General features: G+C 77.9%; 24 protein-coding genes. 11 read left to right on the top strand and 13 right to left on the bottom strand.

The annotated features are described in order from the left end of the window. Window positions 1–76: 76 nt before the first annotated feature. Window positions 77–1,222 (top strand): phosphodiester glycosidase family protein, encoded by a 1,146-nt coding sequence (locus tag CHB98_RS22870; protein WP_342744012.1) that lies wholly within the window; start codon window positions 77–79, stop codon window positions 1,220–1,222. 13 nt (window positions 1,223–1,235) lie between these two features. Here CHB98_RS22870 and CHB98_RS05575 read toward each other — a convergent pair whose 3' ends face one another. Next, a complete protein-coding gene (locus CHB98_RS05575; RefSeq protein ID WP_089304598.1) occupies window positions 1,236–1,649 on the bottom strand; it encodes a pyridoxamine 5'-phosphate oxidase family protein in 414 nt (137 codons plus the stop codon). A 96-nt stretch (window positions 1,650–1,745) separates the two neighbouring features. Between CHB98_RS05575 and CHB98_RS05570 the strand changes: the two genes are divergently transcribed. Further along, on the top strand, window positions 1,746–1,934 hold the full coding sequence (locus CHB98_RS05570) for a hypothetical protein (protein ID WP_143424956.1): 189 nt from the start codon (window positions 1,746–1,748) through the stop codon (window positions 1,932–1,934). A 56-nt stretch (window positions 1,935–1,990) separates the two neighbouring features. After that, window positions 1,991–2,347, top strand: a complete 357-nt coding sequence (locus tag CHB98_RS05565) for an ester cyclase (RefSeq protein ID WP_089304596.1) — start codon at window positions 1,991–1,993, stop codon at window positions 2,345–2,347. 3 nt (window positions 2,348–2,350) lie between these two features. Here the strand turns inward: CHB98_RS05565 and CHB98_RS21970 are convergent, their stop codons facing one another. Continuing rightward, window positions 2,351–2,542: a hypothetical protein gene (locus CHB98_RS21970; RefSeq protein ID WP_218822276.1), complete on the bottom strand. Its 192-nt coding sequence runs from the start codon at window positions 2,540–2,542 to the stop codon at window positions 2,351–2,353. Here CHB98_RS21970 and CHB98_RS05560 point away from each other — a divergent pair. Beyond that, complete coding sequence (locus CHB98_RS05560) at window positions 2,475–3,173, top strand: pyridoxamine 5'-phosphate oxidase family protein (protein WP_342744011.1); 699 nt, start codon at window positions 2,475–2,477, stop codon at window positions 3,171–3,173. The two genes, CHB98_RS21970 and CHB98_RS05560, sit on opposite strands and share 68 nt — an antisense overlap. Here the strand turns inward: CHB98_RS05560 and CHB98_RS05555 are convergent. From CHB98_RS05555 to CHB98_RS05535, 5 genes are all read right to left on the bottom strand, one after another. Beyond that, a complete protein-coding gene (locus tag CHB98_RS05555) occupies window positions 3,101–3,772 on the bottom strand; it encodes a haloacid dehalogenase type II (protein ID WP_218822258.1) in 672 nt (223 codons plus the stop codon). The two genes, CHB98_RS05560 and CHB98_RS05555, sit on opposite strands and share 73 nt — an antisense overlap. Window positions 3,773–3,801: 29 nt before the next feature. Further along, on the bottom strand, window positions 3,802–4,464 hold the full coding sequence (locus tag CHB98_RS05550; protein ID WP_089304593.1) for a phosphoribosyltransferase: 663 nt from the start codon (window positions 4,462–4,464) through the stop codon (window positions 3,802–3,804). A gap of 12 nt (window positions 4,465–4,476) precedes the next feature. Beyond that, window positions 4,477–4,659 (bottom strand): hypothetical protein, encoded by a 183-nt coding sequence (locus CHB98_RS05545; protein ID WP_089304592.1) that lies wholly within the window; start codon window positions 4,657–4,659, stop codon window positions 4,477–4,479. A gap of 46 nt (window positions 4,660–4,705) precedes the next feature. Then, complete coding sequence (locus tag CHB98_RS05540; protein ID WP_089304591.1) at window positions 4,706–5,245, bottom strand: superoxide dismutase family protein; 540 nt, start codon at window positions 5,243–5,245, stop codon at window positions 4,706–4,708. 91 nt (window positions 5,246–5,336) lie between these two features. Continuing rightward, window positions 5,337–6,470: a zinc-binding dehydrogenase gene (locus CHB98_RS05535; protein ID WP_089304590.1), complete on the bottom strand. Its 1,134-nt coding sequence runs from the start codon at window positions 6,468–6,470 to the stop codon at window positions 5,337–5,339. A gap of 84 nt (window positions 6,471–6,554) precedes the next feature. Here CHB98_RS05535 and CHB98_RS05530 point away from each other — a divergent pair, with 84 nt between their 5' ends. Then, complete coding sequence (locus tag CHB98_RS05530; protein WP_089304589.1) at window positions 6,555–7,661, top strand: zinc-dependent alcohol dehydrogenase; 1,107 nt, start codon at window positions 6,555–6,557, stop codon at window positions 7,659–7,661. A 126-nt stretch (window positions 7,662–7,787) separates the two neighbouring features. Next, a complete protein-coding gene (locus CHB98_RS05525) occupies window positions 7,788–8,252 on the top strand; it encodes a hypothetical protein (protein WP_089304588.1) in 465 nt (154 codons plus the stop codon). A gap of 78 nt (window positions 8,253–8,330) precedes the next feature. On the opposite strand, the gene CHB98_RS21440 is transcribed toward CHB98_RS05525, so the two are convergent. Genes CHB98_RS21440 through CHB98_RS05505 form a run of 4 tightly spaced genes read right to left on the bottom strand, consistent with a single transcriptional unit; the run spans window position 8,331 to window position 12,543 of the window. Further along, window positions 8,331–8,861 carry a glycosyltransferase gene (locus CHB98_RS21440; protein ID WP_179224214.1) on the bottom strand — a complete coding sequence of 177 codons (531 nt, stop codon included), beginning with the start codon at window positions 8,859–8,861 and terminating at the stop codon, window positions 8,331–8,333. Beyond that, window positions 8,858–9,493, bottom strand: a complete 636-nt coding sequence (locus CHB98_RS21435) for a glycosyltransferase family protein (RefSeq protein ID WP_179224212.1) — start codon at window positions 9,491–9,493, stop codon at window positions 8,858–8,860. The genes CHB98_RS21440 and CHB98_RS21435 overlap by 4 nt, the downstream gene beginning before the upstream one ends. Window positions 9,494–9,520: 27 nt before the next feature. After that, window positions 9,521–11,359, bottom strand: coding sequence for a glycosyltransferase (locus tag CHB98_RS05510; RefSeq protein WP_089304585.1), 1,839 nt, complete (start codon window positions 11,357–11,359; stop codon window positions 9,521–9,523). After that, window positions 11,356–12,543 (bottom strand): glycosyltransferase family 4 protein, encoded by a 1,188-nt coding sequence (locus CHB98_RS05505; RefSeq protein ID WP_089304584.1) that lies wholly within the window; start codon window positions 12,541–12,543, stop codon window positions 11,356–11,358. Before CHB98_RS05505 ends, CHB98_RS05510 begins: the two co-directional genes overlap by 4 nt. Window positions 12,544–12,632: 89 nt before the next feature. On the opposite strand from CHB98_RS05505, the gene CHB98_RS05500 reads away from it, so the two are divergent. The 4 genes from CHB98_RS05500 to CHB98_RS05485 are packed head-to-tail and all read left to right on the top strand — an operon-like array spanning window position 12,633 to window position 17,159. Continuing rightward, entirely contained in the window at window positions 12,633–13,688 is a 1,056-nt protein-coding gene (locus CHB98_RS05500; RefSeq protein ID WP_245820937.1) for a glycosyltransferase family 9 protein, read from the top strand. A gap of 5 nt (window positions 13,689–13,693) precedes the next feature. Continuing rightward, the gene (locus tag CHB98_RS05495) at window positions 13,694–14,767 is read left to right on the top strand and encodes a glycosyltransferase (protein WP_245820936.1); all 1,074 of its coding nucleotides are present in this window, start codon (window positions 13,694–13,696) and stop codon (window positions 14,765–14,767) included. A 41-nt stretch (window positions 14,768–14,808) separates the two neighbouring features. After that, entirely contained in the window at window positions 14,809–16,230 is a 1,422-nt protein-coding gene (locus CHB98_RS05490; protein ID WP_089304581.1) for an NADP-dependent succinic semialdehyde dehydrogenase, read from the top strand. Continuing rightward, entirely contained in the window at window positions 16,227–17,159 is a 933-nt protein-coding gene (locus CHB98_RS05485; RefSeq protein WP_089304580.1) for a quinone oxidoreductase family protein, read from the top strand. The genes CHB98_RS05490 and CHB98_RS05485 overlap by 4 nt, the downstream gene beginning before the upstream one ends. Before the next feature lie 470 nt (window positions 17,160–17,629). Here CHB98_RS05485 and CHB98_RS05480 read toward each other — a convergent pair whose 3' ends face one another. Both CHB98_RS05480 and pdxY read right to left on the bottom strand, forming a co-directional pair. Next, complete coding sequence (locus tag CHB98_RS05480; protein ID WP_218822256.1) at window positions 17,630–19,120, bottom strand: APC family permease; 1,491 nt, start codon at window positions 19,118–19,120, stop codon at window positions 17,630–17,632. Window positions 19,121–19,184: 64 nt separating this feature from the next. Further along, window positions 19,185–20,036, bottom strand: coding sequence for a pyridoxal kinase PdxY (gene pdxY / locus CHB98_RS05475; protein WP_089304578.1), 852 nt, complete (start codon window positions 20,034–20,036; stop codon window positions 19,185–19,187). 38 nt (window positions 20,037–20,074) lie between these two features. On the opposite strand from pdxY, the gene CHB98_RS05470 reads away from it, so the two are divergent. Continuing rightward, window positions 20,075–21,262, top strand: coding sequence for a cysteine--tRNA ligase (locus CHB98_RS05470; protein ID WP_089304577.1), 1,188 nt, complete (start codon window positions 20,075–20,077; stop codon window positions 21,260–21,262). Window positions 21,263–21,302: the final 40 nt, after the last annotated feature.

Genomic DNA, 21,302 nt, shown 5'->3' with positions numbered 1-21,302 from the left:
CCCGCCCGGTGCCGGACGGTGACGCCGTCCCGCGGGGCCGCCGCGGTTCCCGCGACCCCTGCCCACCGCTCACCCGGTGGCCACCCGGGGGCGCGCCGGCGGCCCTGGCGTCCGCGCCCGTGACCTCGTCGACCCTGCGGCGCGCCGCGCTGGTGGGCACCTCGGTGCTCGTCCTGACCGGCACGTCCACCCTGCCGGCGCCCGCCGCCGGTCCCGTGCCCGCCCCGGAGGCGCTGCCGCTGGGCGCGCCCGGGCTGGCCGAGACCCGCTCCACCACGACCCTGCAGCCGGGGGTGACGCTGACCCGGATCGTCCGCGGCGCGCCCGACCCGGCGCTGCACCGGGTGGTCGAGGTGGCAGTCCCCTCCGCGCCGACCAGCCCGGACCCGGCCGCCGCGCCGCGGGCGGTGCAGGACGAGGCCGCCGCGCGGGCGCACGCGGACGTCCTCGCCGCCGCCGGGCTGCCCGCCGAGGTGCAGCCGGTGGGCCGACCCGAGATGGCCGACGTCCCCGGCGGCACGATCGGGTACCGGGTGCGGCTGACCGAGCGGTTCGCCACCCAGCAGGCCGCCGACGACGCGGTGGCCCGGCTGACCGCGGCGGGGTCCGGCGGGCGGTCCGGGTACACCGGCTGGGACGGCGGCACGGCGGCGGGCGGGCCGTGGACGGTCGACGTCGTCACCGTGGACCCGGCTCAGTTCGACGGCGAGGTGCGCGCCACCCACGGCCCGGACCTGGAACGGCGCGAGCCGACCACGGGGCTGGCCGCGGTCGCCGACGCCTCGGTCGCGGTCAACGGCGGCTTCTTCGTGCTCGACCCGCAGGCCGGCGCCGAGGGCGACCCGGCCGGGGTGGGCGTCTACGACGGGTCGCTGGAGAGCGAGCCGGGTCGGCGCCCGCCCGGCGCTCGTCGTCGACGAGGCGACCGGCGAGGCGGACGTGCGGCGCCCGGACTGGCGGGGCGAGCTGGTCTCCCGCGACCTGCTGGGACGCCGACGGCCGGCTGCTGCTGGTCGTCGCCGACGGCCGGCAGGTCGACCACCTGGGCCTGTCGGTCCCGGAGACCGTGGCGGTGGCCCGGGGCCTCGGCATGGTCGGGGCGGTCGACCTCGACGGCGGCGGCTCGACCACCCTCGCCGTCGACGGGGAGCTGGCCTCCAGCCCGTCGGACACCGCCGGCGAGCGCCCGGTGGGTGACGCGGTCGTGGTCACCGCGGGCTGACCCCGGCCGACGGTCACCCGGCGGTGGTCTGGCGCTCCGGCTCGATGTAGAGGGTGACGCGCTCGGAGGAGATGTCCTCGGCCGGGTAGGGCTGCCCCTCGTACTCCTGGGACAGCTCGTCGATCTGGGCGCGGGCGCGCGGCCCGCGCTCGCTGCGCACGACGTGTCCGCGCACCTCGGCGTACCGGTAGGGGTCCGCCTCGTCGCGGATGGCCAGGGTGACCCGCGGGTCGCGCTCGAGGTCCTCGTACTCCTGCCGGTGCACCTCGGTGTCCACGAACAGCACGCCGTCCTCGACGCCCACCCGGATGTACTGGGTCTGGATGCGGCCGCTGGGCAGCAGCGTGCTGATCGCGGCGGAGTTCCGCCCCTCGGCCAGCTCGCGGGTGACCGGGTGCAGCCCGGGACCGTCCTGGGTGTCAGCCATGGCCGGGCCCCACCCGCTGCGCCGACCGCCACGCGGGGGCCGGCTCGTCCGCACCGGAGCCCGGTGGGCGGCCGAGCCGGCCGTGTTGGGATGTGGGTGGCCCAGGCCCCGTGGGTCACGCACGCTGCCGGGGCCGCGCGCTGCCTGGCCCGGTCCATGACCGGGCGGGACGCGGCCGTCGCCGGCCTGGACGCCCTGCGCCCGGACCGCTCCGCCAGCCGGTCCGAGCGCGACCTCACCGCCGACGCGCTGCGCCCGTACAACGACATCTACGCCACCACCTGAGCGTCCGCCCCCGCCGCTGGCTTGCACGGCGCGCGCCGTTCCGGTGCGCTGACCGCATGACGTCCACCTCTCCCCGGGACCTCTACCGCCGGTGGCTGGGCGAGCTCTGGGCCGGCCGGCCCGACGCGGCCGAGGAGCTGGTCGCCGCGGACTTCGTCGGGCACTGGCCGGACCGGGACGTCCGTGGGCCCGGTGAGCTGGCGGCCCTCGTCGCCCGGACCCGGGGCATGTTCACCGAGCTCACCTTCGAGCTGCAGGTGGGACCGATCGTCGACGGCGACCTGGTCGCCGCCCGCTGGACCGGCCGCGGCGTGACGCCGGGTGGCAGCACGTCCTTCTCCGGCAACGACATCCTCCGGGTGGCCGGCGGCCGGTTCGTCGAGTACTGGGTGGCCTCGTCCGGCGGCTCGTGACCGTCACGGGGCGACCGGGGCCCCGCCCGATCGCACGACGGCCGTGCAGGCGCGCACGGAGCCGGCCGTGACCGGGCGGTCGTCGTCGCGGCGCCAGGCGACGGCCAGCCGGCTGGGGCCCAGGCCGGTGGCGGGGCGGGTGACCACGCCGGAGTGCCGGCGGGTCTCCGCGTTGCCGGCGCTGAGCAGCGCCACCCCCGCCCGCCGGCGACCGCCTCGAGCGTCTCCTCGCCGGTGGTCACGACGCCGCCGACGACCCGGGGCCGGCCGCCGCGGGAGTCGACGGCGGGCCATTGGTCGCGCAGCGCACCGGCGCTGTCGGGCAGCGCGAGGAACGACTCGTCGAGCAGGTCGGGGAAGGCGACCTCCGCGCGGCCGGCGAGGGCTCACCCCCTACCGGCAGGCGTGGATCCGCTCGGCCGACACCTTCTTCGTCGCCACCCGGTCCGCCGCCGGGGACGCCGACGCCTCCCACCGCGGCGGCAACCCGGGCTTCGTGCAGGTCCTCGGCGACACCGAGCTGCGCTGGCCGGACTACACCGGCAACGCGATGATGATGACGCTGGGCAACCTGCGGCAGGACCCGGCCGCGGGTCTGCTGTTCGTGGACCGGCGCGACGGGTCGACGCTGCAGCTGACCGGCACCGCCACCGTCGACTGGGGCGCCTCGGACGAGCGGCCCGGCGCGGAGCGGGTGGTCCGCTTCCGGCTGCGGCGGGCCGTCCAGACCGACCACGCCAGCCCGCGACACCCTCAGGACAGCCGCTGGGCGAGGCCGGGCAGCGCCGTGACGGTGTGCGTCGGCGCGGTGAGGTGGTCCGGGTAGGGCGCGCCGGTGCGGTCGATGTACGCGGTCGCCATGCCGGCGCGGGCGGCGCCGTCGAGGTCCCACGGGTGGACGGCGACCAGCAGCGTGTCCGCCAGGTCGACCCCGCAGGCCTCGGCGGCGTGGGCGTACGCGGCGCGGGCGGGCTTCCACGCCCCGGCGTCCTCCACCGACAGCAGTCGCTCGAAACGGTCCCGGATGCCGGCCCGGGTGAGCAGCCCCTCGGCCACCCGCGCCGCCCCGTTGCTCAGCGTCACCAGCCGGAACCCGGCGTCGTGCAGCGCCCATACGCCGTCCGGGACGTCGGGGTGCGTGCCCAGGCCGCCGAAGCCCTCCATCACGTGCTCGATCGCCGCGTCGGTGTCCCGCGTCAGGTCCAGGCCGCTGAACAGCGTCCGCAGCACGCCCGCCGCGATCGCCGCGAACGGCTGCTGGGCGCCCGCCGCGGTGAGCCCGAAGCCGTCCCGGAGCACCGAGGTGAACCACAGCGGCGCGAGGTGCTCCGGCGCCCCGACGTCGGCGAAGCGCCGGGCCATGGGCGTCATGTCGGACAGCGTCTCGTTGACGTCGAACACGATCACGGGGAGTCGGTCGGCCACGGGTCCTCCTGGGTCGGCACGGGCGGCGATCATCCCCCGGGCGAGCCGGCCAGCGCCTGGCGGACCTCGTCGTCGGTGGTGGCGCGGAAGTCCGCGTACCCCTGGCCGACGGAGCGGAACGGCGTCGGCGTCCACAGGCAGACCACGTCGTCGACGTCGGCGGCGAGCCGGTCGCAGGCGCTCGGCGCCCCCACCGGCGCCGCGACGGTCAGCCGGGCCGGGCCCTGCCGGCGGACCGCGGCGACGGCGGCCCGCATGGTCGAGCCCGTGGCCAGGCCGTCGTCCACCAGCACGACCGGCCGCCCGGCCGGCGACACGGCCGGGCGGCCCTGCCGGTAGGCGGACTCCCGGCGGCGCAGCTCGGCGAGCTCGCGCTCCCGGGCGCGGTCGAACGCGGACTCGTCCACGTCGACCCGGTCGAGCACGCGCTCCTCCCGCACGGTCTCGACGCCCCCGTCGACGGCCGCGATCGCGCCCATGGCCAGCTCCGGCTGCCCGGGAGCGCCGACCTTGCGGACGACGACGAGGTCCAGCGCGGCACCCAGGGCGCGGGCGACCTCCGCGGCGACCACCACCCCGCCGCGGGGCAGGCCGAGCACCAGCAGGGCCGGCGCGGCGTGGCCGGCCAGCCGGGCCGCCAGGGCGCGGCCGGCCCCGGTCCGGTCGGCGAACGGCGGGGCGCCCGGGGACATCGGGGCGGCCGCTCAGCGCAGGCCGAGCCCGCCGCCCTGCGCGCGGCTGTCCGGGTCGAGGCCGAGCCGGCGCAGCAGGTCGGCGTCGCGCACGGTGTCGACCTGGACGCCGAGCACCTCCCGGGCGCGTTCGGCCTGCTCCGGGCGGCCTCCGGAGCGCAGCGCCTGGACGACGTGCTCGCGGTCGATCAGCACGGTGCCTCCCCGGTGCTCGGACGGTCCGGCGGTCTACCCACGGGGGTCAGCCGCTGAACGCGCCGCAGGCCAGCGCCGACCCGGTCGGCTCGACGGCGGCGAGGTCCGGGACGGCCTCCTGCAGGACCAGCGCGCTCCCGTCCGCCACGACCAGCTCCTCCAGCGCGGGCGTCGACTCGACCAGGGCGGTCAGTGACCCCACCCCGTCGTCCAGGACCAGCACCGGGGGCAGGACGGCGAGGAGCTCCCCGACGGAGGGGAACGGCGCGCCGGCGGCCGCGTCCCCGGGCGTGCAGTCCCCGACGGCGTACAGGCCCATCGGGTGGAACCCGGGCGTCAGGCCGGCGACGTCGACGGTGACCTCGGTGCCCTGCTCGACGGTGCTCACCGTCGCCCCGCCGAGCACCGACCCCTCGGGGTCGACGAGCTCGGTGGTGGCCTCTGCCGGCTCCAGGACCGGGCTCTCCGGCTCCTCCTCGGCGGTGACCTCGGCCAGGTCGCTGCGCAGCTGCTCCTGCCCGTCGTCGGTCGTGCACGCGGTCAGGGCGAGCAGGACGGCGGCTGCCGGCAGCAGGGTGCGGCGCATGGCGGGGACTCCTCGGGGTCGCGGGCGGCACCCCTGGCGTGCCCCGGGCCGGCCGCGGCGCACCGCGGCCGGCCCGGATGTCACGGACCCGTCACGTCGACGGGTCGAGGACCACCTTCGTCCACCCGGACTCGCGCCGGTCGAAGGTCTCGTAGGCGTCCAGCACCGAGGGCAGGTCACCGACCTGGGTGAGCACCGTGGCGGGGTCCACCGCACCGGTGCGGACCAGGGTGAGCAGCTCGGGGACGTACCGGCGGTGGTTGCAGTTGCCCATCTCCACGGTGAGGTTCTTGTTCATCGCCGCCCCGATGGGGAAGCTCGTCGCCTGCGGCGGGTGGACGCCGATGACCCCGATCGTGCCGGCCTTGGCGACGGCCTCCACCGCCCACTGCAGCGCCTGGCTGGGCGCGTCGCCGGGCACCCAGGTGTCGCCCTGCGGGCGCTGCTCGGGGGCGACCTGCGTGCGCTCGGCCGCGAACTGCTCCGCCTGCTGCTCGGCGGCCGCGGCGGCCGGGCCGCTGCGCGGCCGCTGGGCGTCGATGCCGACGGCCTCGATGACCCGGTCCACGCCGGTGCCGCCGGTCAGTTCCCGGACGACGGCGACCGGGTCCTCGGCGGAGAAGTCGACCGCCTCGGCGCCACGGGCCCGGGCCTGGTCCAGCCGGGTGCGCACGCCGTCGACGACGAGGACGCGGCCGGCGCCCTGCTGGAAGGCGCTGGTGACGGCGAACTGGCCGACCGGGCCGGCGCCGAGGACGAGCACCGTGTCCCCCTGGCCGACCTCGGCCAGCCGGGCGCCGAACCAGGCGGTGGGGTAGATGTCCGAGAGCATGATCGCCGCGTCGTCGCCGACCTCCCCGGGCAGCCACACCGGGCCGACGTTGGCGAACGGGATGCGCGCGTACTGCGCCTGCAGGCCGTCGACCGGGCCGGTCGTCTGCGGACCGCCGAAGAAGCAGGTGCCGGCCGCGGGCCCGTTGGGGTTGGCGTTGTCGCACTGCGCGAAGTACCCGGCGCGGCAGTAGGAGCAGTACCCGCAGCCGATGGTGGAGGGGATGACCACCCGGTCGCCGGGACGCAGGTTGCGCACGCCGGGGCCGGTCTCGCGGACGACGCCCTGCTGTTCACCGACGACCCCGGCACCGGCGAGCTGTCGGTCACCGTGTCCGGGTACGTGCTGCCGTGAGGGTTGCCGCGCGGCAGGGCCGGGCACGGGGCCCGGCATGACGACGACGGCCGGTCCGGTCGGGGCCGGGTCCCCCGGGCACCGGCCCCTGGTCAGGGACACCGACAGCGGGACGCTGCAGCCGTGACCCGGCCGGTGCGGACCATCGGCGTGGTCGCGCCGGGGCGGCCCGCCGTCCTGGACGTCGAGGAGCCCGAGCCCGGCCCCGGCCAGGCGTGGGTGCAGACCGAGTGGAGCGGGGTCAGCGCCGGCACCGAGGTGGCCATCGTCCGCGGCACCGACCCGCACCACACGCTGCACTGGGACCCCGACCTGCGCTCCTTCGACCACGACGGCGACGGCGCCCGCCCGCCCGCCGGCTACCCGGTCACCAGGCTGGGCTACATGGAGGTCGGCCGGGTCACGGGGAGCCGCACCTCCGACCTCGCGGAGGGTGCACTGGTGGCCATGGCCTGCGGGCACCGCACCGGCACCTGCGCCGACCCGTCGGTGACGGCCGTGATCCCGGTGCCCGACGACCTCGACCCGCTGCTCGGGGTGTACCTCGCCCAGATGGGGCCGATCTGTGTCAACGGGCTGCTGCACGCCGCGGCCGACGCGGCCGGGCCGGGCGCGGGCGTCGACGCCGGGGTGCGCGACCGGCACGTGCTGGTCACCGGTGCCGGCGTCATCGGGCTGCTCACCGCGCTGCTCGCCGTGCAGCACGGCGCCGCGGACGTCGTCGTCGCCGAGCCGTCGGCCGAGCGGCGCGCCGTCGCCGAGGCGCTGGGACTGGCCACCCTGCCCGAGGACGGCGCGGCCTGGCGCGCGGTCAAGGAGCGCTGGCGGCACGGGCCGGGGGACGCCGGCGCGGACGTCGTCCTGCAGTGCCGCGGCCACGACGCCGCGCTGGCCACCGCGCTCAAGGCGCTGCGCCCGCAGGGCACCGTCGTCGACCTGGGCTTCTACCAGGCCGGCGCGGAGGCGGTGCGGCTCGGCGAGGAGTTCCACCACAACGGCCTGGCGGTGGTCTGCGCCCAGATCAGCCGGGTGCCGCGTGGCATGGCCGGCACCTGGCCGCGGACGGCGCTGGCGCGGGTGACCCTCGACCTGCTGCGCGAGCGCGGGCCGGAGATCCGCCGGCACGTGGTCACCGACGTCCTGCCGTTCGACGACGGGCCCCGGCTGCTGGCCGACCTCGCCGGCCGCCGGCTGCCCGCCCCGCCGCTGCAGGCCGTGCTGCGGTTCTGACCGGCGCGCCGACCCGGCCCGGCGCGGACCCCCCTTGCCCGTGACCGGCGGTGGCGGGACCCTGACCGCACCGCCGCGGACGCCGGGTGGGCCGGGCTGTCGCGGGGGCTCGGGGAGTGGGTCGTCATGGTCTGGGCGATCGTCAGCGTGGTCGGGTTCGTGCTGGTCACCGGGGTGGTCGTCGGTCTGGCGCGCAGCAGCACCGCCCGGTGGGAGCGCGACCACCGCGCCGCCCGGGCGCCCGTCCCGGTCCCGCAGGAGTCGTCGCGGCGGGCACGGGCGGCGGCCGTCGCGGCACGGCGCCTGGCGCCGGTGACCCGCCGGCTGGCGCCGGTGGCCCGGCGGCTGCCGCACCCGCGCGGGACGCCCCTCCCGCACCTGCACCGACCGCACCTGCACCTGCCGCACGTGCACCTGCCCGCGCGGATCGCCGACCGGGTCGCCCGCGGGGCGCTGCACCTCCGGCACCCGCACCTGCACCTGCCGCACCTCCACCTGCCGCACCCTCACCTGCGGCACCGGACGCGACGCCGCGCCGGCCCCCCGGTGCTCACCGCCGACGAGGAGCCACCGTCCGGCCCGCGGTCGTGACCATCCGCGGACGGCGGTGCTGGGGACGCCCGCGGACCCCTGCTCCGCGTGGCGCCCGGCGGCGCCCGGCGTGGCCGGTCAGCGGCCGGTGACGAGCGCGCGGAGGACCGGGACGGTCTGGGCGGGACCGGGCATCCGGGCGATCGACCGCCTGATCCGACCGGCCCGCTCGGCGTAGCCCGGGTCGGCCAGCAACGCCCGTGCGCGGTCGGCCACGGCGCCGGCGGTCACCTCATGGGGCTCGAGCAGGAGCCCGGCCCCGGCACCGGACACGTTCGCGGCGTTGAGGGCCTGGTCCGGGAGGGCCTGCGGCAGCACGAGCTGGGGCAGCCCGCGGGCCAGGCAGGCGAGCGTCGTCCCGCTGCCCCCGTGGTGCACGACGAGGTCCGCGTGCCCGAGCACCGCCGCCTGCGGGACGAACCGCTCGACGCGGACGTGCGCGGGCAGGGGTCCCACCGCGGCGGGGTCGCTGCCCGGACCGACGGCGACCAGCACGTCGGCGTCCAGCCCGGCCAGTCCCCGGGCGGCCTCGCGGAGGACCGGCAGGGCCACGAAGGGCACCGTCCCGAAGGTGAGGTACACCAGCGGACGGGTGCGCGCGGCGGTCACCCAGGCCGGGAGCGGGGGGCCGGCGTCGCCCCAGGGCACCGGCCGCAGCGGGACGGCGGGGATGGGCGCCGTCCCGGGGCTGCGGTGCAGGCCGGGGGGGGTAGACGTCGAGGTAGAGGGCGCCCAGCACGGCTGCTCCCCCCGGGAGGCCGCGTCCCGGGGACGGGCCAGTGGCCGGACAGGGTGCCGGCCAGGCGTTCCTGCACGGCGCGGGGCAGCGGGCCCAGACCGTGGCGGACGACGGGGATCCCCGCTGCGGCGCCGGCCGCGGCGGCGCCCAGGTGGGCGTCGTCGTACACCACCAGGTCCGGTCGCACCCGTGCCAGGACGTCGAGCAGCCGCGGCGCCGTGACCGCCGGCACCACCTCGGCGAACAGCGCGGCGCCCAGCTGCCACCGCTGCGCCGGTGGCAGCGTGGCCAGCCGGGGCCGGGTCCGGAGCAGCTCCGCGCGGGCCCCGGCCACGTCGCAGGGCACGTCCTCGACCTGCCAGCCCGCGTCCCGCACGGCCGGTGCCAGCGGGTCGCCCGTCGCCAGCACGACGTCGTCACCGGCGTCCCGCAGCGCGGCCGCGAGCGGCATCAGCGGATAGAGGTGACCGAACGCCGGCAGCGCGGCGACGAGGACCCGCACCCGGTGGACCGTAGCCCGCCGGGCCGGTCAGCGGGCGACGGCGCGGAACAGCTCCACGAGGCGGTCGGCGTGCGCGTCGAAGGTGTGCCGCTCGCGGGCCGCGAGCGCCGCCGCGGCACCCCGCCGCGAGGCGAGCTCCCCCGCCAGGGCGCCGGCCACGTCGTCGGCCGACCGGTAGGGCAGGCCGGTGCCGTCGCGGCGCAGCACCCGCTCCACCGCCACCAGCGACCCCGGGCTGGCCTGCTGCAGCACCGGCAGCCCGGCGGCCAGGTACACCGGCAGCCGGGCGGGGGAGTTGAGGTCGTCCCAGGTCGCCCGCCGCAGGTCGCCGCCGTTGGCGCTGTCGAAGCGGTGCAGCCACCCGGCGTCGTAGCGCGACAGCACGCTCACCCACTCCTGCGGGCCGACCGGCGGGTGCACGTGCACGAACCCCGGCGCGGCGGCGAGCGCGGCGTCCAGCCAGCCGGTCCACGACCCGGTCGGCCCCGGCGCCCGCACCTGCCCGTGCAGGTGCACGTGCACCCGGCGGCGGGCGAGCTCCAGCACGAACGGGAGGTCCAGCCCGGCCGGCCGGCCGGCGACGACGGTGTGCGCCTGCCCGTCGGCGTCGGACAGCCGCGGCGACGGCGGGGCGTCCAGCCAGTCCCGCTTGGGCAGGTCGCCGTCGAGCACGCCGAGCCGGGCGGGGTCGACCCGGCCGGCCAGCGCCAGGGCGAACCAGTCGCGCTCCTCCTCGGTGGCGAACAGGGACGCCGACGCGCCGGTCACCAGGTCGGCCAGCAGCGGCCACTCCCCGCGGAGCGTGCTGCGCTGCGGGGCCTCCTTGAACGTCCACACGAACGGCAGCCCCGGGAACGCGCGCTGCACCTCGCGCGCGAAGGGCACCGCGCGCCAGTTCAGCTGCGCCCACACCACGTCGGGCGCCAGCTCCCGCACGGCGGAGCGCCAGTCGTCGCGGCGGAGGTCCGGGACGTGCCCGAACGGCAGCGGCCCGACGGTGGAATCGCCCAGGCCGTCGGGGGTCCACAGGCCGGTGAGCCGGTGCCCGCGCTCGGCCAGCGCCAGCACCCGCTCGGGGTTGAACGCCAGCTCCCCGACCACCAGCACCCGCAGCCCGTCCGGCGACGGCGGGTACGCCCGGGACCGGAACCGGGCGTAGCGGGCCACCTCGTCGACGTCCCCGCCGTCGGAGGAGGCGAAGCGCAGCGGCCCGGGCACCCGGTAGCGGCTGCGGAAGACGTTCAGCCCGCCGTCGCGCGACTCGCGCAGCGCCGCGGAGCGCTGGCCGGGGTGCCGGGTCCAGGTGCAGGTGACCCGGCCGGTGTCCGCCGTCCGCCCGCGGGCGCGCAGCCGGTCCCACATGAGCCGGTCGAGGTCGTCGGTCTCCAGCTCGGCCCGCTCGGTCCACCGGTCGACGGTCCGCCGGTGGGCGACCTGCACCAGCTGCGCGTAGCCGGCGTCCGCCGGCCCGGCGAGCCGGGAGGACGCGAGGACGACGCCCGGGTCGGCCAGGGCGCCCAGCAGCGCGGCGAGGTGGTCCGGCGACCACGCGTCGTCGGCGGGCAGGTGGGCCACCAGCGGGGTGTCCAGCGCGTCCAGGCCGGCGTTGAGGGTGGCGCCCAGGCCGCGGTTGTCCGCCCAGCGCACCCCCCGCACCCGCGGGTCGGGCAGCGCGGCGAGCACCGCGGCGACCTCCGCCGGGTCCGGCGAGCCGTCGTCGAGGACCAGCGCCGTCCAGTCGGTGACGGTCTGGGCGAGCAGCGACTCCACCGCGCGAGGCAGGAAGGCGGCCTGGTCGTGCACCGGCAGCAAGACGCCGACGGGGGCGCTGCTGGTGCCCCGACGTGAGCTCGCGAGCTCGCTCACGCGGCGACCCCGACCGGCGCCTCCCCCCGCACCCGCGCGTAGACGGCCGCCACCCGGGCGGCCAGCGCCGGCCAGGCGTAGTCGGCGGCGCGGGCGCGGGCCCCGGCCGCCAGGCGGGCGCGCAGCGCGGGGTCGGCGGCCAGCCGGTCCAGCGCGGCGGCCAGCGCGGCGACGTCCCCGGCCGGCACGAGCAGGCCGGTCTCGCCGTCGCGCACCACCTCCGGGATGCCGCCGACGTCGCTGGCCACGACCGGCAGGCCCGAGGCCAGGGCCTCGGTGAGCACGGAGCCCATCTCCTCGTAGTCCGAGGGCAGCACCAGCACGTCGAGGGCGGCCAGCACGGCCGGGACGGCGGCGTGCTCGACGAAGCCGGTGAGGTGCACCCGCGGCAGCCCGGCGGCCAGCGCGTGCACCCGCTCGCGGTCCGGGCCGTCGCCGACCACGACCAGGGACGCCGGCTCGCGCATCCGCCCGACCGCCGCGACCAGCCGGTCCACCCGCTTCTGCGGGGCCAGCCGGCCGACGTAGCCGATCCGCGGCCGGCCGGCACCCGGGAGGACGTCGTCGTGCGGGGCGGCGAACAGGTCGGGGTCGAACCCCGACGGGATGGTGGCGACCCGCGCCGCCGGGACGCCGTCCCCGCGCAGCGCCGCCGCCGTCCGGTCGGTCAGGACGACGACCGCGTCGGCCCGGCGCAGCGCGGCGCGCTCGACGGCGCCGCCGACGGCGCGCAGCAGCCGGGTGCGCAGGCCGCGCCCGCGCAGCGTGTGCCTGACGCTGCAGTGCACGGTCACCACCAGCGGGCAGCGGTGCCGCCGGACGGCCAGCCGGGCGAGCAGCAGGGTGGCGAGGTCCTCGCCCTGGTGGGCGTGCACCACGTCGACCGGCCCGGCGGGCGGCCGCAGGACGACGCGCAGGGCGTCCAGCGCCCACAGCTGGCGCAGCGCCGGCACCGGCAGGCCGGTGCGGTGCACGGCCGCCGCGCCGCCCAGCCGCGACGTGCCCCGCCGGCCGGCCAGCCGTGAGGTGACCACCGTCTGGGCCAGGCCCAGCGCGTCCAGGCAGCGGGTCAGCGCCGCGGTGTGGTTCTGCATGCCGCCGATCGGGTCGTACCGCGCCGACCGCCCGTCGACGGCGACCGGCTCGAACACGCTGCACAGGCGCAGCACGTGGACGCGCGGCACGGGGCCTCCGGGTGGCGTGGCTCGAACGGGCTCGGGGGACCGCAGTGAAGCAGAGTGTCGGACGCCCCGCCCCCGGGAACGGGGCGCGGGTGAGCGCACCCCTCCTGGACCCCTCCGTGCGCCGGGTCGCGCTCGTCCGGCTGCGGGTGGGGCTCGGCGACCTGCTGTGCTCCGGGCCCGCGCTGCGGCTGCTGCGCGCCGCCCGCCCCGACCTGCACGTCACGCTGGTCACCTGGGCGGAGATGGCCCCGGTCGTCGAGCGGCTGGGCGGGGTCGACGAGCTGCTGGCCTTCCCCGGCGCCGAGGGGGTGCCCGAGCGCCCGCCGGACCCGGCCGGGTGGGCGCCGTTCGTCGCCGCGGCCACCGCCCGGCGCTTCGACCTGGCGCTGCAGGTCTACGGCGACCGGCCGGCGGCCAACCGGGTCACCGCGGCGCTCGGCGCGCGGCTGGTCGGCGGGTTCGCGCCCACCGGCTGGGACCCGCCGGCCGGCACCGGGCACCTGCACCTGCGCTACCCGGTGCACCTGCACGAGGCGCAGCGGCACCTGCGGCTGTTCGCCCACCTCGGCCTCTCGGAGGCCGCCGCCCCGCCGCTGCACTTCCCGATCGGCGTCGACGACGAGGCCGCCGCGGCCGCGCTGCTGGCCCGGCACGGCCTGGTGCCCGGCCACTATGCCGTCCTGCACCCGGGCGCCTCGGCGGCCACCCGGCGCTGGCCGGCCGCGCGCTACGCCGCCGTCGGCGACGCGCTGGCCGCCGACGGGCTGGCCGTCGTGGTCACCGGGGTGGCCGGCGAGCGGGACGTCGCCGCCGCGGTGGTGGCGGCCATGCGGACGCCGGCCGTCGACCTCACCGGCGCCACCGGGCTGGGCGGGCTGGCCGCGCTGCTGCGCGACGCGGCGGTGCTGGTCGGCAACGACACCGGGTCGGCGCACCTGGCCGCCGCGGTCGGCGGGCGCAGCGTCACCGTGTTCCTGCCCGGCGACCCGGTGCGCTGGGCGCACGGGGGGCCGCGGCACCGGGCGCTGGCGGCCGACGTGCCCTGCGCCCCGTGCCCGCACCTGGTCTGCCCCATCGACTTCCGCTGCGCGGACTCGGTGCGCCCGGCCGACGTGCTGGCCGCCGCCCGCGAGCTCGTCCCGTGAGGCGGGTGACCTTCGTCGCCGACTCCGACGCCTGGGGCGGCGCCGAGGTCCACCTCACCCACCTGCTGCGGCGGGCCGCGGGGCTGGGCTGGACGGCGTCCCTCGTCGCCGCCGAGCCGGTCGCCGCGCGGCTGGCCCCGTTCGTCCCCCCGGGCGGCGCCCTCGCGGTGGTCCCGGTGGCCCGGCACGCCGCGGAGGCACCGGCCGTGCGCGCCGCGCTGGCCGCCTCCCGGCCGGACGTGGTGGCGGTCAACCTGGTCGACCCGGCGTCCAACGCGGCCGCGGTGGACGCCGCCCTGGCGGTGGCGCCGGCGACCGGCACCCTGCACCTGGGCGGCGACACGCTGCAGGGGGGGCGGCGGGCGGAGCTGGCGGCCCGCTACCGGCGGCTGGCGGCGGTGCTCACCCCGTCGTCGGACATCGCTGCGCAGCTGTCCGCGGACCTGGGCCTGCCCGCCGGGCACGTGCACGTCGTCCCCAACGGCGTCGACGTGCCGCCGGACCCGGCCGGGCCGGCCGGCCACCCGGTGCCGCGGGTCGGCGCGCTGGGCCGGCTCACCGCGCAGAAGGGCTTCGACCTGCTCCTCGAGGCGGTGCGGCGGCTGGTCGCGTCCGGCACCGCGCTGGAGGTGGTGGTCGGCGGCGAGGGGCGGGACGGCGCCGCGCTGCGGGCGGCGGCGGCGGGGCTGCCGGTCACGTTCCCCGGGTTCGTCGACGACGTCCGCGGCTTCCTCGCCGGGCTGGACGTCTTCGTGGTGTCCTCGCGCGCCGAGGCCGGGCCGCTGGTGCTGATGGAGGCGATGGCCGAGGGGCTGCCCTGCGTGTCCACCGCCGTGGGCGACGTCGCGGCGCGGCTCGGCGGGGACGTCGTCGTCGTCCCGGCGGGGGACGCCGGCGGGCTGGCCGCCGCGCTGGCCGGGCTGCTCGCCGACCCGGCCCGCCGGGCGGACCTCGGCCGGCGGGCGCGCGCCCGCGCGATCGCCGACCTGGACGCGGACCTGACGGCCGGGCGGACGTCCGCCGTCCTCGCGGGTGTGCTCCGGCGGGACGCGGGGAAGGGCCCGGAGCGGGACAGTTGACGCGCGGGGCACCGGCCCCGCACCGAGAGAGGACGGCGCCCATGGCCATCGCCACGATCAACCCCGCCACCGGCGAGACGCTCCGGACCTTCGAGCCCCTGTCCGACGAGGCCGTCGAGGAGCGCCTGGCCCGCGCGGCCGCCGCCTTCGCGGGTTACCGGCTGACCACCGCCCAGCAGCGCGCCGGCTGGCTGCGCAGCGCCGCGGACGTGCTGGAGGCCGACACCAAGGCCGTCGCCGAGCTGATGACCACCGAGATGGGCAAGACGCTGGCCGCCGCCGAGGCCGAGGTCGGCAAGTGCGTCAAGGCGCTGCGGCACTACGCCGAGCACGGCGAGCAGATGCTGCAGCCCCGGCCGGCGGACGCCGACGCGGTCGGTGCGGTCGAGGCCTACGTCGTGCACCAGCCGATCGGCGCCGTCCTGGCGGTCATGCCGTGGAACTTCCCGCTGTGGCAGGCGATGCGCTTCGCCGCCCCGGCGCTGATGGCCGGCAACGTCGGCCTGCTCAAGCACGCCAGCAACGTGCCGCAGACCGCGCTGTACCTGGAGGAGCTCTTCCGGAAGGCGGGCTTCCCCGACGACGTCTTCCAGACCCTGCTCATCGGCTCCGGCCAGGTGGAGGCGGTGCTGCGCGACGAGCGGGTGGCCGCCGCCACGCTGACCGGGTCCAACGCCGCCGGCCAGGCGGTGGCCCGGACCGCCGGCGACGTCATCAAGAAGACGGTGCTGGAGCTGGGCGGCTCCGACCCGTTCATCGTCATGCCCTCGGCCGACCTGGACCGCGCCGCCGAGGTCGCGGTGACCGCGCGCTGCCAGAACAACGGGCAGAGCTGCATCGCCGCCAAGCGGTTCTTCGTGCACGCCGACGTCGCCGAGGAGTTCACCCGGCTGTTCGCCGAGAAGCTGGCCGCGTTGCCCGTCGGCGACCCGATGGACGCCGACACCAAGGTCGGCCCGCTGGCCACCGAGTCCGGCCGGGAGGACGTCGAGCGGTTCGTCTCCGACGCGGTGGAGAAGGGCGCCACCGTCGTCACCGGCGGCAAGCGGGTGGACCGGCCCGGCTGGTTCTACGAGCCGACGCTGGTGACCGACGTGACCCCGGAGATGGAGCTGTGGACCGACGAGGTGTTCGGCCCGGTGGCCGCGCTGCGCACCGTCGCGGACCTCGACGAGGCGGTCCGGCTGGCCAACGAGCACGTCTACGGCCTGGGCTCCAACCTGTGGAGCGAGGACCAGGGCGAGCGGCTGCGGTTCATCCGCGACATCCAGTCCGGGATGGCGTTCGTCAACGGGATGACCACCAGCTACCCGGAGCTGCCCTTCGGCGGGGTCAAGCAGAGCGGCTACGGCCGGGAGCTGACCGAGCTCGGCATGTACGAGTTCATGAACGCCAAGACCGTGTGGATCGGCCCGCCCAGCAGCCGGCAGGACGAGGGCGACACGGCCACCGCGTCGGAGTGAGCTGCGTCGTCCTGGCGACCGCCTACGGCGGGCCCGAGGTGTTGACCGTCGTCGAGGAGACGGTGGGCGACCCCGGCCCGGGGCAGGCGCGGGTGGCCGTGCGCGCCGCCGGGGTCAACCCCGCGGACTGGAAGGTCTACACCGGGGCGTTCGGCACCGACCCGGCGCAGCTGCCCCGGCGGCTGGGGTTCGAGGTGTCCGGTGTGGTCACGGCGGCCGGGCCGGACGCCGGCGTCTCGGTCGGTGACGAGGTGGTCGGGTTCCGGGTGTCCGGCGGGTACGCCGACGAGCTCGTCGTCCCGGCCTCGGCGCTGCTGCCCAAGCCCGTGTCGCTGGGCTGGGAGCCGGCGGCCGGGCTGCTGCTCGCCGGCGCCACCGCGGTGCACGCGCTGACCACGACCGGCGTCGGTGAGGGGGACACCGTGCTGGTGCACGGCGCGGCCGGCGGGGTGGGGCTGATGGCGGTACAGCTCGCGGCTCTGCGCGGGGCGCGCGTCGTCGGCACGGTCGGCGGCGAGGGCGCGGACCTGGTGCGCCGCCTCGGCGGCGAGCCGGTGCGCTACGGCGACGGGCTGGCCGACCGGGTGCGCGAGCTGGCCCCGGACGGCGTGACCGCGGCGCTGGACCTCGTCGGCACCGACGAGGCCGTCGACGTCTCGCTGGATCTGGTCGCCGACCGGCAGCGCATCGCCACGATCGCCGCCTTCGGCCGGGCCGCCGCCGACGGCATCAGCGCACTGGGCGGCGGCCCGGGGGCCGACCCGGGCACGGAGCTGCGGGACGCCGCCCGCGCGGAGCTGCTCGACCTGGCCGGGTCCGGACGGCTGGAGGTCGTCGTCGCCGGCGTCTTCCCGCTGGCCGACGTCGCCGCCGCCCATCGGCAGGGGATGGCCGGGCACACCCACGGCAAGCTGGTGCTCGTCCCCTAGTCGCCCGTCGAGCCGGCCACAGCTCTGGATGGTCCGGCTCCCGAGGCAGGTGAGCGGCGACGGACCAGGTGCCCGCGGACAGCACTCCTCCGTCGCTTCCGTCGGCCAGCTGCTCAGCGTCCGTCCCGGGACCTGAGGCGGAGTCGATGACCACCGGTCCACCGGCGACCACGGGCTCGAGGACGCGAGACGGCCGTTGTGACGCGGGGCGGGCGGGCTCCGGTCGTCACCGGGCCACCACTCACTGCTGGGGACGTTCCCGCGGGAACGCCGTCGTGCCTGCCTCGACCGCGTCGCCGCGGGAGCACCTCGTCCGGTCGCCGCTCAGCCCCTCGAGGCTCGGTCACGGCGGGCACGGTGGCCACCAGCGGCGCGCGTGCCCCGCCCCTCACGGGGACCGCGGCGACGGGCGGGCGTGCGCAGCCCGGTGCGGCTGTCCGTCCCGTTCGCGCACCGACGCTCCTGACCGGTCACTCCCGGCCGGGGACACCGGCCAGCGGACCCTGGCCGCCGACCGGCTCCAGGCGGCGCAGCCGGGAGTTCCGGTAGCCGTAGCCCGCGTAGACGACCAGCCCGACGGCCAGCCAGGCGAGGAAGCGCAGCCAGGTCTCGATGGCCAGGTTGGTCATCAGGTACAGGCACGCCACCGCGGAGACGACCGGCAGCACGGGCGAGAACGGCACGCGGAACGGGCGGCGCATGTCCGGCCGGGTGCGGCGCAGCACGACCACGGCCAGCGAGACGAGCAGGAAGGCGAACAGCGTGCCGATGCTGACCAGCTCCGCCAGCGCCTCCAGCGGCACGAACGTGGCGAGCACCAGCACCAGGACGGCGAACAGCAGGGTGACCCGCGCCGGGGTGCCGGTGCGCGGGCTGACCCGGGCCACCGACTGCGGCAGCAGCCCGTCGCGGCCCATCGCGAAGCCGATCCGCCCCACGGTGATCAGGTCGACCAGGATCACCGAGGTCAACCCGGCCACCGCGGCCAGCGACACCAGCGCGGACGCCCAGCCCAGACCCACCTGGTCGAAGGCGTCGGCGATCGGGGCGCCCGGGTCGATCCGGTCGTAGGGGACCATCCCGACCACCACCAGCGAGACGCCGACGTAGAGGACGGTGGCCAGCCCGAGGGTGCCGAACAGGCCCAGCGGCAGGTCCCGGCCGGGGTTGCGGGTCTCCTCCGACAGGTTCGCCACCGCCTCGAAGCCGGTGTAGGAGAAGAAGACCACCGCGGCCGCGGTGAGCACCCCGCCGACGCCGAACACCACCGGGTCGATGCCGAGGACCGCCTGGATGAGCGGCTGGGACAGCCCGCCGCCGCCGTCCTCGGCCGGCCGCCCCGGCGGGACGAACGGGGTCAGGTTCGCGCCGCGGACGAACCACGCCCCGGCCACGATGACGAAGACGCACACGGCGACCTTCACCACCACCAGCAGCGCGGTGACCCGGGCGGACTCGCGGATGCCGATGACCGCCACCGCGGTGAGCACCAGCACGATCAGCGCCGCGCCGACGTTGACCGGCGCCTCCTCGCCGAACAGCGACGGCGGCAGGTCCAGCAGGGCGCCCACGTAGCCCGACCAGCCGCGGGCCACCACCGCCGCGCCGAGGGCGAACTCCAGGAACAGGTCCCAGCCGATCACCCAGGCGACCAGCTCGCCGGCCGTGGCGTAGGCGTAGGAGTAGGCGCTGCCGGCGGTCGGGGCGGAGGAGGCCAGCTCGGCGTAGCAGAGGGCGGCCAGCAGGGCGACCACGCCGGCGAGGGCGAAGGAGACCACGACCGCCGGGCCCGCGGTGTCCCGGGCGGCGACGCCGGTGAGGGTGAAGATGCCGGTGCCGATCACCACGCCGATGCCGAAGCCCACCAGGTGCCGGGCGGTCAGCCGCCGGCGGAGGGAGCCGACCTCCCCGCTGGTGTCGTCCCCGAGGTGCTCGACCGGCTTGGTACGGAACAGGTGCACCCGCTCCATGCTGAACGCGGCCGGCCCGGCACGCCCGGCGGCTGACGCACGTCACACCTCCCGCTCAGACCTCCTCGGCGGGGAAGGTGCGGCTGGGCGCCACCACCTCGTCCTGCGCGGCGACCAGCACGATCTCCCGCGACCGGGCCCGCTCGGTCGCGGCGAGCAGCCCGTGCACCGTGGCGGCGGCCGCACCCAGTGCGGCGCCGGCGTCCCGCGAGGCCAGCCAGTGGGCCAGGAACAGCGCGGCGATCGCGTCACCGGCACCGTTGACCGCGACGTCCAGCCGCGGGGTGCGCACCCGCACGTGCCGGCCGCCCTCGGAGGCCAGCAGGTCCACGGCGTCCGCGGGGGTGTCGTCGGTGTCCAGCGAGGTGGTGAGCACCACCCGCGGGCCCATCGCCTGGACGGCCGCGACGGCGTCCTTCACCGCGTCGAGGGTCCTCGTCGCCGTCCCGGCCAAGGAGTCCAGCTCGAAGTGGTTGGGGGTGACCAGGTCGGCGGCGGGGACGGCGACCTCCCGCATGAACTCGGGGATGCCGGGGCGGACGAACACGCCGCGGCCGACGTCGCCGATGACCGGGTCGCAGCAGTAGACCGCCGCCGGGTTGGCCCGGCGCACCCGCTGCGCGGTGGCGACGACGGCGTGGCCGATGTCGGCCGAGCCCAGGTAGCCGGACAGCACGGCGTCGCAGCCGCCCAGCACGCCGCGGTCGGCGATGCCGTCGACGACCTCCTCGATCGCCTGGCCGTCGAACACCCGCCCGCGCCACTCGCCGTAGCCGGTGTGGTTGGAGAACTGCACGGTGTGCACCGGCCACACCTCGATGCCGAGGCGCTGCAGCGGGAAGACGGCCGAGGAGTTGCCGACGTGGCCGTAGGCCACGTGCGACTGGATCGAGAGGACGGCGACCATGGGGGAACGGTCGCACAGCGGCCCGGCAGGATGGGGCCATGGCCCTGCACCCCGCCCGCTCCTCCGGTGTCGTCGGCACCACTGGCCGCACTCCCGAGCCGGTCGAGGTGCGCACCGCCGACCTGCGGCTGGCCGGGCGCCCGCTGCCGGTGGGCAGCCCCGCCCGCGTGTACGTCTGCGGCATCACGCCCTACGACGTGACCCACCTGGGGCACGCGGCGACGTTCGTGTGGGCCGACGTCCTCGGGTCGGTGCTGCGGATGGCCGGGGCCGACGTGGTCACCAGCCGCAACGTCACCGACGTGGACGACGTGCTGACCCGGGCCGCCGACGCCCGCGGCCGGCACTTCGACGAGTTCGCCCTCGCCCAGGAGTTCGCCTTCGAGCAGGACATGCGGGCCCTCGGCGTCCGGCCGCCGACGCACGCGCCGCGCGCCCGCCACCACGTGCCGCACGTGCAGCAGCTGGCCGCGGCGCTGCTGCGGGCGGGCCGGGCCTACGAGCGCGAGGGGCACGTGCTGTTCCGCGGCGACGGGGTGGTCGCCGCCTCCGGCCTGCCGGGGGAGCGGGCCCGGGCGCTGGCCGCCGAGTTCGGCGACCTCGCCGGTGAGGACCCCGCCGACCCGCTGCGCGACCACCCGTTCGACGTGCCGGTGTGGCGGCCCTCCGGCGAGCGGGACCCGGCCTGGCCCTCGCCGTGGGGCTGGGGGCGGCCGGGCTGGCACGCGGAGTGCGCGGCGATGGCGACGGCCACCCTGGGCCGCGGCATCGACGTCCTCGTCGGCGGGGCCGACCTCGCCTTCCCGCACCACGCGCACCAGGCGGCGATGGCGGAGGCCGCGTCGGGCGTGGCGCCGTTCGCGCGCAGCCGGGTGCACGTGGGCGCGGTGTCCCAGGACGGCGCCAGGATGGCGAAGTCGACGGGCAACCTGACACTGGTGTCCGACCTGCTGCGGGTGACCACCGGGCCGGTGCTGCGGCTCCTGGTGCTCGACCGGCCGTGGTCGCGGCCGTGGGAGTACCGGCCCGGGCTGGTCGAGGAGGCCGGCGTCCGGCTGGACGCGCTGTACGCCGCCGCCGGCCGGCCCGGGTCGTCGCCCGCGGCCAGCGGCGCGGTGGCCGACCGGCTGCTCGACGACCTCGACGTGCCCGGTGCGCTCGACGTCGCCCTCACCGACGGCGGGGACGCCGCCCGGCAGCTGGTCCGCGTGCTGTCCCTGGGGTGACCCGCCCGCCCCGTGCCCGTCGGGGTCGTGCTCCCCCCGA

It is taken from the genome of Geodermatophilus pulveris (assembly GCF_900188375.1).
GTDB classification, from domain to species: Bacteria; Actinomycetota; Actinomycetes; order Mycobacteriales; family Geodermatophilaceae; genus Geodermatophilus; species Geodermatophilus pulveris.
This window is presented reverse-complemented; position numbering and strand designations above follow the sequence as displayed.

What these genes read in the sequence shown, in the direction of transcription:
- CHB98_RS05470 (WP_089304577.1), top strand. Translation starts at nt 20,075, where the DNA reads ATGGCCCTGCACCCCGCCCGCTCCTCCGGTGTCGTCGGCACCACTGGC.
- CHB98_RS05525 (WP_089304588.1), top strand. Translation starts at nt 7,788, where the DNA reads ATGGTCTGGGCGATCGTCAGCGTGGTCGGGTTCGTGCTGGTCACCGGG.
- CHB98_RS05490 (WP_089304581.1), top strand. Translation starts at nt 14,809, where the DNA reads ATGGCCATCGCCACGATCAACCCCGCCACCGGCGAGACGCTCCGGACC.
- CHB98_RS05575 (WP_089304598.1), bottom strand. Translation starts at nt 1,649, where the DNA reads ATGGCTGACACCCAGGACGGTCCCGGGCTGCACCCGGTCACCCGCGAG.
- pdxY (WP_089304578.1), bottom strand. Translation starts at nt 20,036, where the DNA reads ATGGTCGCCGTCCTCTCGATCCAGTCGCACGTGGCCTACGGCCACGTC.
- CHB98_RS05535 (WP_089304590.1), bottom strand. Translation starts at nt 6,470, where the DNA reads ATGCCGGGCCCCGTGCCCGGCCCTGCCGCGCGGCAACCCTCACGGCAG.
- CHB98_RS05550 (WP_089304593.1), bottom strand. Translation starts at nt 4,464, where the DNA reads ATGTCCCCGGGCGCCCCGCCGTTCGCCGACCGGACCGGGGCCGGCCGC.
- CHB98_RS05540 (WP_089304591.1), bottom strand. Translation starts at nt 5,245, where the DNA reads ATGCGCCGCACCCTGCTGCCGGCAGCCGCCGTCCTGCTCGCCCTGACC.
- CHB98_RS05565 (WP_089304596.1), top strand. Translation starts at nt 1,991, where the DNA reads ATGACGTCCACCTCTCCCCGGGACCTCTACCGCCGGTGGCTGGGCGAG.